This window comes from Mesorhizobium sp. BHscii (assembly GCF_053848065.1).
On record NZ_JBSPKW010000001.1, the window covers coordinates 421,740 to 434,065 of the forward strand.

The window sequence follows — 12,326 nt, forward strand, 5'->3', positions numbered from 1 at the left end:
AAAGTAGCGGCCTCCGGACTTTCGCTGGATATTTAGGAACCTCCGATTGTGTAGGTGAGTGAGGAACCTCCCGAACCGCCCGTCCCACGGCAGTGAGCGGTGTCTCGTTACCTACAAAGACGCACATGTCCGGTGCGGCGAGACGACGCCGACGTAAGGACTTTACCGAGCGATCCGAGCACGACCGGCACCACTTCCGGTTCATTAACTTCCCGGAGAATGGCGTGGAGATGCCCGAGCACACAGGAAGGCATCATTGAACGGTCAAACGCGAGTAGCCAAGAGCAACAGACTCTAATGCGGTGCGATTGAGAATTGTCAGCGAGCCGTGGTCGTATTGGGTCAGATACCGCCGTTCCCATTCTCTCAGGCAACGATTCACTTTCGCGCGAGACGCCGGGATCATTGCCGCGAGGTCGGTCTGCGAAATGTGGATGCGCAGAGCTCCATTCACGGTAGCCGTGCTGTGCGGGGTCTCAGTCAATCGCAAGAGCGTGCTCGCCAATCGAATGGATAGTGCATTGGACGCACTGTGGATCACTCGCTCTTGCGCGTCGTGCGTTGCTTGGCATAAGTACGGGATCACCTTCAGTGCGAGATCTGGGTGCTTGTCGAAGACACTAGCCATGAAAGCTGCTTCGATTTGGAGCAAGTCGCTGTCCACGACTGACGCAGCGTTCATGTTACTGTGTCGCGCGATGAACAATCTAGTCAAGTCGAAAGTGTCACCGGGACCAAGATCGGAAAAGATGAACTCTCGGCCGTCTGAGAGGGGAACACTAAGACGAACTTTTCCGTGAATTACGTAGTAAATATAACGGGGTATGTCCCCAAGCCGAGTTAAGACTTTATTCTTTGGAACCCTCCTTAGGATGGCTGCTTTCGCCATTTCACTAAGAGTATCTTGCCCAAATTGCCGAAATAGGCGTATTTTGTTCAGCTGTTTGACCCGAACCTCAGCGCCATTTTCTGCCATGGCTCTCTCTCCCTGATAGGGTAAGCGCCCCGGTCCCCTAAAGCGTTGCCTTGACCACCTCTTTGAACGAGTCCGATTTCCGGTCCGTTCTCGCGCAGACGCGTTAAGGTAGAAAATATTAACACATTAGGATACGATAAAATAGCGACTCATCTGTGCCCGGGGTAACAGCGGCATTTCTCTGAGACATTTAAATCAAATCTAACCGACTGGAAGCCGTTGGGATAACTCCCCTCCTTATGGGATGGCGTGTGCCATGAGCCAGGAAGGAGAAGGGATGCAACAGGATTCGGGGGGGTCGTCTCTATGCGGCATGCACCAACCGAGGCGTCGCGTGCGCTCTGGAATCGAAAAGTAGAGCCGCTACGGCTTCCTGTGGGAGCAGTTTGCGTGTTTCTCGCAACTGCTGATTTCCTCCTTGGACAGACAATACTTCTTGCGTCAATTGAGCTCTACCATAGGGCCTTCGGCGTGAGGCCGCCAGATATCTGGGATTCGATCTGCCTAAGTGTTACCGCCGGTCTGTTGCTGGTCGCATTCATGACCGCCAGGGGCGCCTACACGGTTAGTGGCATCCTGGACGATCACTGCAGGATCAAAACACTCATCAGCGGCTGGCTGTTTGTTTTCTTTTCAATTCTCTGGCTCGCCTTTCTCACGAAGACGACGTCGACGTTCTCGCGCGGCTCCTTGACGCTGGCGTTTGCGGTCGGATTCCCAACCCTGCTGCCTGCCCACGCGGTTCTAGCGCGTGGGCTGAAACGGCTTCTGGCGGCTGAGAAACTCGTGTTGCGCACAGTTTATCTGTTTTACTCTGGCGTTCCTGGAAAGGAACAGGGGATAATCAGCAAGCTTAGGCAACAGGGCATCGCGGTTTGTGGTGTTTCGAACATCGAGAACGATGATGGCACGATCGCAGCACGATCGGTGCATGCCGCCGTCGCAGCTGCACAGGCTGCGTTCCGTAATGGCTCGTATGGGGCAGTTTATCTCTTTTGCTCTTGGGACCAGCGGAAGTTGATCGACCGCATCCTGGAGGAAATGTCCCGCCTCCCGCTGCCGATCTATCTTTTCGCCGACGCCTACATAGATAGAATTCTGGCTGGAAGCCCGCTGCACACCGGCTGGCAGCGAGCCTTCGAAGTCCAGCGTATCCCGTTGAGGCCTGCCGAACGCCTGCTCAAGCGGTTGTTCGACATTGCTGTTGCATCCCTGCTACTGCTGTTCCTATGTCCGTTGATGGCGTTGGTCGCATGTGCCATAGCGCTTGAGAACGGTCGCCCTGTGCTGTTCCGGCAGACGCGACGAGGTTTTGGTGGTAAGCCGTTCAATATTTACAAATTCCGATCGATGACGGTGCAGGAGAACGGTACACAAATTCGCCAGGCTCAGCATAATGATGCGCGGGTTACCCGACTCGGCCGAATATTGCGCCGGTCAAGCATCGACGAGCTGCCGCAGTTATTCAACGTGCTTCGGGGGGAGATGTCCCTGGTGGGGCCACGGCCTCACGCCGTCGCTCACGACGACACCTATACTTTGGCCATTGCGAGCTATGCTTATCGTCATCATGTAAAGCCCGGTTTGACAGGCTGGGCTCAGATCAATGGCTTTCGAGGGGAAACGAAGGAACTCTGGAGGATGGAAAAACGCGTTGAGCACGACCTCTGGTATATAAAATCCTGGAGCATGCTTCTCGACATTAAGATAATTTGGAAAACTGCACTACTGATCTTTTCGGATCGTAATGTCTACTGATGTATATAGCAGCTTCTCAGGGAAGCTAACTGATGTATGTAGTCCATCCTCCGACCGATTGAACGGATAATTTTGATTCTGATGCTTCGGGCGATCCCGCCGCCTGCGAGTATATCGAGCCTCATAATCGGGTTCGCGCCGGTTCAGTCGCCGGCTAAATTTAGCTCAATGCGAAAATCAACGCGACGCGGGGAGATGGTCGGAGCAACGCATGACGGAACCTCAGCAAAAAGCCGGGGCAGTCGGATCTTGCCATTTAACGGTTCAGGACGGACCACGGGCTCATTGCGGCGAACGGAAAGCAGGCTTGCTGGCGGCGCAGCCGCCCTCAACAAGAGAAGCTATGCAGTCCTACGAGCTTCCGCTCGACGGCATCCGGCTCTTGATTTCGTCTAGAATGTTGGTTGCGCGTGCGATGCGGCTGTACCTGGCCAGAAAGTCTGCCTTCGCCTGCTGACCAATCTGATCCCGAAGCGCCTTGTTTGCGCGCAGGCGCTGAAGAGCTTTGACCCAGTCGGACGGGTTGTCTGGCGACACCAGAATGCTGTTGACGCTATCCCTCAAAACTTCTCGTATAACTGACAGGTCGGAGGACACTATGGGTTTGCCATGCGCCATATATTCGAAGAGCTTGAGCGGCGACATTCCCTCAGCGATATTTCGACCGCCGCCCTGGCCCTCTACATCTCTAAGATAGGGCGCGAGTACAACGTCCATTTCGGCCAAGTAGGCACATGTCGCGGCGTGAGGAACGTAGCCGTGAAACACTGTGTTCGGGCATTTGGCCAGCTTCGATGTCCAATACTCTATATCGCCTGGTGTTCCCCCGACGATGTGAAATGTCGCCCAGCCGCATCGAGGCGCAATAGCGCTTATTATCTCCATGCCTTTTCCCTTATACAGATGTCCGACATAACCAACCTTGAACGTGCCGCTGAGGCTGCATGGCTCGACATTCGGCGGAACAGGATCCGCGCCATTGGGCGCGATCAGAAATTTTCCCGCATGTTGAGGAAAGAGGCGGATGCTGTCGTCCCGCAGACGTTGCGACGTGACGACCAGCATACGGAATGTCTCTAGGCCTATCAGTTTGGCAAGGCGCTGACGCTGACGTCTGCTCAAACTGCCAATCGGGTCGTGAAGCTCAAAAACGGTCGTGAACCCGAAAAGTCCGGCGGAAACAAGCGCTACAGTAGCCGACCGTGTAAAGACGACATGCGGCCGCAGCCAGACCGCAGCAAGAAGCGCCAACACAGCAAAAAAAAGCTCCCGGCCGGGCACAGGCCAAAAGGGTACAGGGAGAACGCGGAATGGGAACTCGGTATCGAATCCGTATTCGCGCGCGATCTTCTCATAATGATCCCGTATATTCATGGAGGCGCGTGGAAGCGCTAGTAGGACCTCCGCTCCGGCAACTCGAAATGCATGGCACATCTTTGCGACTTGTACCGCATTGGCGGCCGGCGCCGGGACGTGCGCAGAATGTATATAGAGAAGCCGCATCCACAAAGCCTATCTTTCACGCGTCGCGGCTGGTCTGGTTCTTCGCCTCTGAGCCGCAAGTTCGGAGACCACGGGCTGGGCAGACGCACCCAAGTCGAACGACAAATGCGCCCTCCGCCCCGGTAGCTCGATGGGTTGTGATAGTACCACTCTCCGGTTGCCTCACCAAAATCGAGCGTCGCCCTTTTTTCGCGAACTGAGGGCAGGCCCAGCGACAGCACACGCCGCCCCTTCACGGACAGGTTCTGACCACAGCCGTCATCAAAGCCCCAGCCAGCCAGCAATAATGTTGCGCTGTATCTCAGAAGTTCCGGAATAGAGTTTGCTGCCGATGGCATCACGCACGGCACGTTCGACGTCGAATTCGCTCAAGAAACCATAGCCGCCGAAGACCTGGACGACATCGAGCGTGGTGCGAACTAGCGATTCGCTCACAAAGAGCTTCGAAACGGCGGCGTCGAGGGATACGGACTGGGAGCGCTCAAGGCCCCACGCCGCCTTGTAGACGAGCAATCGGGCCGCCTCCACCTGCATCTTCATGTCGGCAATCTTATGGGCGACCGCCTGGTGCTTGGAGATGGCCTGGCCGGACTGACGTCGGGTGCGCGTATAGGCCACTGCCTTTTCCAGAAGCCGCTCCATAGTGCCTATATGACTGGCGAATAGGCACGCCCGCTCCCAGTCCATGCTATGAGCAAACAGCCTGGAGCCGCCGCCCACTCCACCGAGAACAGCGTTCTTCGAAACAAATACGTCCTCGAAGACAAGCTCCCCGATCGGAGACGTCCGCAGTCCCATTTTTTCGAACTTTTGCGCGACCAGATAGCCGGGCAGCGAGCGGTCCACGAGGAAGCTCGTGATGCCGCCGAAATACCCCTTGGCGCGGTCAGTGACAGCAAAGACGACGGCAACATCTGCCACCGGCCCGTTGCTCACGAAGGTCTTCGTGCCGTTGATTAGAAAGCCATCGCCATGAGGCTCCGCCCGGGTTTGCATCGCAAATGCATCGGAGCCCGACTCCGGTTCGCTCATCGCATTGGCTGCGATCAAAGTGCCATCACAGAGCCCCGGAAGATATCGATTCTTCTGCTCTTCAGTGCCGAACTTCCAAATCGGCACCACGCAGGCCAGAAGGTGGGCGCAGATCGAGAAGACCAAGCCGGAATCCTCGCAGCCGTAGCCAAGCGCATCGATTGCAATGGCCGTGGACAGGGAATCGAGACCGGGTCCCCCGTAGGCATGGGGGACTGGCAGGCCGGTCAGGCCCATCTGCGCGCAAGCCCCCCACAACTCGCGCTGGAATACTTGGTCTCGGTCGCGCTGCCTGACATCTTTATTGAGCTTATCTTGCGCGAAGCGAAGGATCTGGCCACGCAGGATACGCTGCTCCTCGTTCAGCGCGAAATCCACTACTCCATCCTCATCAGATGCTGGTAGTCGATTTTATCTGTCGAAGTCTTGGGAAGTAACTGCTGATGCGAGAACCAGTCCGGGGCCATGTAGGCCGGCAAGTTGTGGGCGCAGAACCGCTTCAGCTCGATGAGCGACAGCGCATGGCCGTCGCGCGAGGCATAGAACACCTTAATGGAGACGCCCGACTCCTCCGAGCGAGCGATCGCCGCCACCTCGGAGATCGCTGGATGGCGATAGAGCGCCGTCTCGATCTCGCCGAGTTCGATCCGATATCCCCGTCTCTTCACCATCCGGTCGCGTCGACCGCGGAAGGTGTAGACTCCGCCATCGCCTTCGATCACTACATCGCCGGTACGGTACCAGCGACCGCTTGAATCGACATGAAAAGCGGCGCTTGTTCGCTCAGGCATGTTCCAATAGCCCAGCATCACGGGAGCACCGCTGATTGCGAGCTCGCCTTCCTGGCCTCGCGGCACGTCGCGACCATTCGCATCGATCACGCGTGCCTTAACATGCGAGCAGGCGCGCCCGATCGGAAACGGCGCCGAGCGGTCTTCGGCGATCGTCTGCGGGATTTCGTAGTAGGTACAGACGTTGGTCTCGGTTGGGCCATAGAGATTCAGGTAGCGTGCGCGTGGGACCACAGCCTTTAGCCTGCGCAGATGCTTGACCGGAAAAACCTCGCCGGCAAATAGAATGAACCGAAGAGCCTGGTCGTCGCGAGCATCAAGGCTGCCGTGCTCGACCAGAAGCGTGAGTACGGAGGGCGTGGAATACCAGACGGTCAACCGCCGCTCGGCGATCACCGACGCCATCCGAGTCGGATTCTTGCCGAGCTCCTCACCGATGAGAAATACGGTCGCGCCGTGCTTCAGCGGTACGAAGATGTCGAGAATAGACAGGTCGAAGTGGAAAGGCGCATGGGAGGAGAAGCGGTCGTTCTCGTCAGGGGCGAGGATATCGGAACACCAGTCCACGTAGCTCGAGCCATTGCGATGCGTCAGCATCACGCCCTTCGGCTGGCCGGTCGAGCCCGAAGTGTAAAGCACGTAAGCGAGGTTGTCCGGCCCCGGCCGCGCCGATTCGTCCACCACCGCCAAGCCGTCGGCCTCCACGCGAGCCAGGTACGTCGCGAGCGGCGAGGGACCGTCGGACCAGTCGAGCGGTAAGAGACAAGGTTCCGCAGCCAAGCGCGCCAACTCACAGCGCAAAGTTTCGGCTCGGGACGCCTCCACGAAAATCGCGCGCACGCCGCAGTCGTTAAATATGAACGCGTTACGCGCAGGCGGTGCCAGAGAGTCGACGGGCACATAGGCTGCGCCCACCTTCAAGATGCCGAACAGAACAGCGAGCGAGGCGATCGATTTTGGAAGGCAAATGCCGACGCGGTCCGCCGGCCGGACGCCGATCCGACGCAGATGGTCGCGGACTTGGTCCGACAGCGCGTCGAGCTCGCCGTAGGTGATCTGCCGCCCAGAGCTCGCCTCGACAGCGGCGCACCTCTGGGGATACCGCCTCGCGCTCTGTTCCAGATACTCGTGTAAGGCAGCGACCGTCATGGCGAGCTCTATGTGGACGCCTGCTTCGACTGGACGAAATTGGCAATCTGGGTGATGGAGTTCAGGTTCTCCGGCACGAGTTCGTCAGGGGCGATTTCGATACCGCAGGATTTTTCCAGGTAGGCAACGAGCTTAAGCGTCGCCAACGAGTCGAGAATGCCGTCAGTTATCAGCTCCGTTGAATCCGTCAGATTCTCCGGCATTTCACCAGGCAGGAATTCCTTCAGTATGAAATCCCTGGCCATCGTCCTGATCTGGATCGCGTTCATTGTTCCTCCTTGTGCGGAGCAACCGCAAGATTCAGGGGAATTAGATCCCGGTGTTGCTGCAGCACCTCGTAAAGCTTGTCGGCGATGAGCCGATGGCCGGCGGCGTTTGGGTGATCGTCCCAAGGCGCTACAAGAAGGGTCCGCCAGTCGTGCCCGTCATACACGTTGGAAAGATCGAGAACGGTGAATCCAGCCTCGGCAGCGAGGCGCCTCTCCAGCTCGGGACTGGTCCTCTCGTCTGGTCTGGGTAGATAGATCCAAAAGACCCCGACACCTTCTCGCTTCGCAGCTTCCACGATTCGAGAATAGATTGCACGCAGAAGTCTCTCTCCGTAGGGCGTGAGCTTTCTTTGAAGCACCTCGCGGTCGGCGCTGGGATCGATCCCGCTCTCGCGTACAATGTCGCGCACGAAGTCGTAGCGATATGCGGAGCCATTCTGGATTGCTGTCGCGAGACGCTTTAGCATTCGTGGAATAAGCGCGGTGTGCTCGAAGTAAAAAATGTACTGTGGTTTGAATGCGAGCACCCGATCCTCGGTGATGGCCAGAACGTCCAGGGGAACATAGCCCCCGACGGCGAAGTTCAGCACCTCGTAATCTCGATACCCGCTGTCGGCCGCCTGCGCATTCAGCCGCCGCTCCAACAAGCCCTCGAAAATCTCTTCATCCGCGACGCCCTCGCCGAAGACGTGCGAAGAGCCGACGATTGCAATTCGTAGGGTGCCGGGATAAGGAATCTTCTCGTAGTCCTGATCTCGCATGCCCCAGCGGTTGATATGGACCCGCTTTCCCTTATAGTCTGCTTGGGAGAGTGGACGCAGATAGATCGTGGGAAGCGCACCCGTAATCTCACTCAGCGGCGTCTTGTCTAAATTGACCCATCCCTCGTCTCGTCGTTGGCCGTAGACAATCCACAGTTCAGGGTTAAAAGCGCTGACATTGACGAGGTTCTCGTAGTAGCCGCGCTCCAGGTTCTCGTTGTCGCGGCTATTGAGGTTCGGCGCTCTAATGTCGGCCATTGCGGTACTCACAGTCTCGCCGAGGCGATCGTGAACCACCGGGAGCGAGATGCAAACCGCGATCAACCCGCATACACCGACCGACGCAACCGACCGTCGGAAACTGTACTGGCGGTCGGCGCCGCCGCGCGCGAGCGCAAGCGCAGGAATGCCAATGATAGCTGCCACCGCGACCAGTACGAGGGCGGGCGTCATTTTGCCAGGGGCTTCCACGCCCACAGTATCGAAGACCGACAACCATTGCGGGACCGAGCTCGCGCTCCAAAACGACCAAAGGAGGCAGATGACGACGAATACCCCAATGGTCCGGCTCGCAGTTTGCAGCGCACCGTTCCAGCTTAGTGCCCCGCCACGCAGCCGCCGCGTGCGACCGTGCCGCATTTCATAGTGGGCGTTGATCGTCACAAGCACCGCCAGGATCATCCAGAAGAGGAAGTCGTTCCAGGTGAACACCCAGGTGCCACGTAACCAGAACCACTGATAGTTGTGCAGCAGCCAAGTCGCGAGGAACGCGAGGAGGGTCGCGCTGACCAGCGCTACGCTCTCTCCCCAGCGTCGAAAACGAAAATACAACGGGTAGTATACAATTTTCATTATGAAATCCTTCCAGTATATGTTTATTCGACGCCAGAAATCTGTGAAACTTGAGGAGAGAAAGTACAGATTGTGGGTTTCTGGAAGGTTGAATCCAAATAAATGCAAAATCCCGGTGATTATGTGAAAAGTACCTGAAACCTTCAGATAAAGTAAAAACGGCCATATCACAAATTGCAAAAGCTCAATCTGATTGTGTACGTCCGCAGCATCGATCACAAACCGCTGGTACACGATACGGTAGCATATTAAATGGATAGCGCCGCGAAACATCCACTGAACACCTGTTTGATAAATATAATGCCGGTCAGCATTGTAGTAGCTGCTACGGAAAGTCCTAAAATCTACGACCGGAAAGAGCGGGAAGCACACGTTCGGCAACATGAAAAAATACGCGAGACGTTCCGAAACCGTCGCCATCCTCTGGTCACGCCGCATTTCGTACACATAGACAATGAGACGGAACATGAACATTGAAGCGAGCACGGGCCAGACGGCGCGCGTCCACGGGATCGCAATCCAGTCCATTCGTGCGGCGGCGAGCCCGCAGCCGGCGCCAACCAGCGCCAGCACTCTCCATCCAAAAGCGATCGGTAGGTGGACAATTCCGATCAGTACGAGCCCAATGGCGACGATCCAGGCGGCATCGATGAGGCCCTCAAATCTCCAGTGGTGCCAGTTGGGCCCAAGGTTCGCGAAAACTGCGGCGATAGCCGCGAACGAGAGCAGCACGAAAAACGGCAGCCGGTAACGCCGTGGCAGGAAGTAGTGCACGCACCAGCCGGCGAGGGCAACGAGCAGGACGCGGACAAGCGCAGTAGTCTCGAGCCTGAGGAGATAGACCAGCGCGATGAAGAGGGCCAGCTCGCCGGCTATGGCGAACCAAGCCAGGATGCTTCTCGACTCAGTCCCCGTAGGATCCGCCGACCAGGGAAGAGACAATGTCTTGATCGAATGCACGCTCGCGCGCCTCAACCAGCTGCCGGCGGAGGACATCGACAAGAAGTCGCTTTGGGGCACGCGAAAGATCCGCAAGCTGCTGGTCCCCCCTCCCATGGCTCCCATCCCTGACGGGTAAAGCGCCCGGTCCTTGGAGCGTTGCCTTGACTTCTTTGAACGAGTCCGGTTCCGCGCAAACGCAGAAGTACATAAGTGTATCAGAAATAAATCGCTCCGCTGTGCCCGGGGTAACAGCGACCCGTCTCCAGATTGGAAGCCGATTCCGAATGGGATCGATCTGCCTCACAAGCCGCGCCGCGAGCCGAACGCCGATGGCAGCCGACGCTCTATCTGTCTTGGCCATCTTAATCCGGGAACGCTCGAGCACATAATCGACGAGTTCGCGGCACTTCCCGCCGAGGCAAAGGCGCAACTCACCATCCTGGGCGATGGCCAATGCCGCGCCACTTTCGAGGAACAGGCAGCCCGGTTGGGCCTTTCCAGCAGGGTCACATTCGCCGGCGCGGTCGAAGATGTCTTTCCCTTCTGCGGGAGGCTGATTTCTATCTTTCGACCTCGGTGTCGGAAGGCATGTCAAACGCCCTGCAACCAGCCTCTCTTCCTTGGGGATCGTTGAATGGATTCGCTTTGGCGAACGGGCATGCGAGTCTGATGCATCCGCACAGGAACCGTTTCGCCGATGCGAGCCAATCGAGACCAAGCGAGCCCTGTCGATCTTGAACCGCCTGTCCCGAGAAACGCTGGAATCTGTCTTTTGAGTCTGTCTTTTGAGCCAAAGGCTCACCGCGCCACAGGGAACGCCGCGCGCGTTTTTAGCCGTGGGCATCAGCGGGGGGCGTCCGCCACCCCGTGCGCGGGCTCTGTTGGATCTGCTTGACCTCTGGACAGGGAGCTCCGTGCTGTATCGCGATCATGACCTCATTCGCAAAGCCAGCAAGCTCGGCACATTCGTCGATCGTTAAGCAGCCATTTTCAGGCCATACTTCGTATACCGATAATAATGATGAGCTGCGTCATGAACGCCAAGGCGAAATGGAGTGCTCAGGATCAAAATACCTCACGGCATCCGGGTACACTTCACGCTGTCAAAAAGTCCGATCCATCGCCTTTGTGCGCGTAGTATCTTTCTCCAAACCGCACCCTGAGCTTCGCCAGAAACGTACTATTGCGTTCTGCAGGCAAATGGTTGAACGGCTTGAGTTCCGATCCAATCTCAGATGTTTTCCTGAGCATCGCAAGGCCGGTACTACCGAAGTCTACCGTCATCTGAAGCTGGTCTAAGTTGTCGTAGAAAACGCTCTGAACTACATAAAAAATCCTTCGGTTAGCAATCTCAATTTGGGGATTGTCCTTTCTTCGTCCTCGCATATATGGGTTCGGATCAATGTCATCGAAGCAGATTGTGCCTCCTTTTCGAACCAGGCTGAACCACGTATACACTTCATTCAACACGTGTTCTGGCGTGTGCAGACTATCGACATAGACTAAATCGATCCCATCCTGCAGAATGGGCGCTTTGTTTAAGATGGTCTTGCGATCTGTGGAGTCTGCCTGAACAAAGGTCCAGCGACAGCTAACTGCAGCACTTGAGCAATCCCGGATATCGACCGAGACCAGGTTCCCGCCGTTCTTCTCGCAGGCAGCAAGAATCATTTTAGTGGCCTGCCCCCGATCCGTCCCAAGTTCTAGAAATGTGCCATTCGGTCGCGCAGCCGCTGCGTCGTACAGCCGAACCAATTGCAGGGCTGCAATGGCCGCCTCACCGCACGATTGGGTCCGCTCCTGGGTTGCTCTAAGATATGAGAGGACGTCCATTTTTGTCCTTCCTCACCAAAGCTGATCGTGTAGTCACACCGCTACGATCGTTTAAACTGGCGATCGGTTGGACCTTCGCCGCGCAACGAGTCCGGTTCCGCGCAAACGCAGAAGTACCAGTACATAAGCGTATCAGAAATAAATCGCTCCGCTGTGCCCGGGGTAACAGCGACCCCGTCTCTAAGATTGGAAGCCGATTCCGAATGGGATCGATCTGCCCCACAAGCCGCGCCGCGAACCGAACGCCGATGGCAGCCGACGCTCTATCTGCCTTGGCCGCCTCGATCCGAGCAACAGATCGATGCGATCGAGGCAAAGAGCCTTATTGCAGATGATGCACCGACCGGGAAGAAGCTCCGAGTACCCCTTCAAGCGACCGTGACAGTCGTGTGTAGTGTTGCATCGCATTTTATACAACTTCGGAAGGTTGCTGCCTCTGGATAAGTAAGCCGCCTCCTCC

General features: G+C 56.9%; 9 protein-coding genes. 2 read left to right on the forward strand and 7 right to left on the reverse strand.

Translation table 11 applies throughout. The features are described 5' to 3' along the window. Positions 1-253 precede the first annotated feature (253 nt). Entirely contained in the window at positions 254-976 is a 723-nt protein-coding gene (locus tag ACWTU7_RS01945; RefSeq protein ID WP_455837511.1) for a Crp/Fnr family transcriptional regulator, read from the reverse strand. Between the two features lie 390 nt (positions 977-1,366). On the opposite strand from ACWTU7_RS01945, the gene ACWTU7_RS01950 reads away from it, so the two are divergent. After that, positions 1,367-2,734, forward strand: coding sequence for an exopolysaccharide biosynthesis polyprenyl glycosylphosphotransferase (locus ACWTU7_RS01950; protein ID WP_455837512.1), 1,368 nt, complete (start codon positions 1,367-1,369; stop codon positions 2,732-2,734). 351 nt (positions 2,735-3,085) lie between these two features. Here the strand turns inward: ACWTU7_RS01950 and ACWTU7_RS01955 are convergent, their stop codons facing one another. The 5 genes from ACWTU7_RS01955 to ACWTU7_RS01975 form a co-directional block, all read right to left on the reverse strand. Continuing rightward, positions 3,086-4,237, reverse strand: coding sequence for a glycosyltransferase (locus tag ACWTU7_RS01955; protein WP_455837513.1), 1,152 nt, complete (start codon positions 4,235-4,237; stop codon positions 3,086-3,088). A 261-nt stretch (positions 4,238-4,498) separates the two neighbouring features. After that, a complete protein-coding gene (locus ACWTU7_RS01960) occupies positions 4,499-5,647 on the reverse strand; it encodes an acyl-CoA dehydrogenase family protein (RefSeq protein ID WP_455837514.1) in 1,149 nt (382 codons plus the stop codon). Continuing rightward, entirely contained in the window at positions 5,647-7,209 is a 1,563-nt protein-coding gene (locus ACWTU7_RS01965; protein WP_455837515.1) for an amino acid adenylation domain-containing protein, read from the reverse strand. Before ACWTU7_RS01965 ends, ACWTU7_RS01960 begins: the two co-directional genes overlap by 1 nt. Before the next feature lie 8 nt (positions 7,210-7,217). Next, positions 7,218-7,478, reverse strand: coding sequence for an acyl carrier protein (locus tag ACWTU7_RS01970; RefSeq protein ID WP_455837516.1), 261 nt, complete (start codon positions 7,476-7,478; stop codon positions 7,218-7,220). Next, positions 7,475-10,051 (reverse strand): hypothetical protein, encoded by a 2,577-nt coding sequence (locus ACWTU7_RS01975; RefSeq protein ID WP_455837517.1) that lies wholly within the window; start codon positions 10,049-10,051, stop codon positions 7,475-7,477. Before ACWTU7_RS01975 ends, ACWTU7_RS01970 begins: the two co-directional genes overlap by 4 nt. A gap of 130 nt (positions 10,052-10,181) precedes the next feature. Between ACWTU7_RS01975 and ACWTU7_RS01980 the strand changes: the two genes are divergently transcribed. Continuing rightward, positions 10,182-10,667, forward strand: a complete 486-nt coding sequence (locus tag ACWTU7_RS01980; protein WP_455837518.1) for a glycosyltransferase — start codon at positions 10,182-10,184, stop codon at positions 10,665-10,667. 461 nt (positions 10,668-11,128) lie between these two features. On the opposite strand, the gene ACWTU7_RS01985 is transcribed toward ACWTU7_RS01980, so the two are convergent. Continuing rightward, a complete protein-coding gene (locus tag ACWTU7_RS01985) occupies positions 11,129-11,866 on the reverse strand; it encodes a class I SAM-dependent methyltransferase (RefSeq protein ID WP_455837519.1) in 738 nt (245 codons plus the stop codon). Positions 11,867-12,326 lie beyond the last annotated feature (460 nt).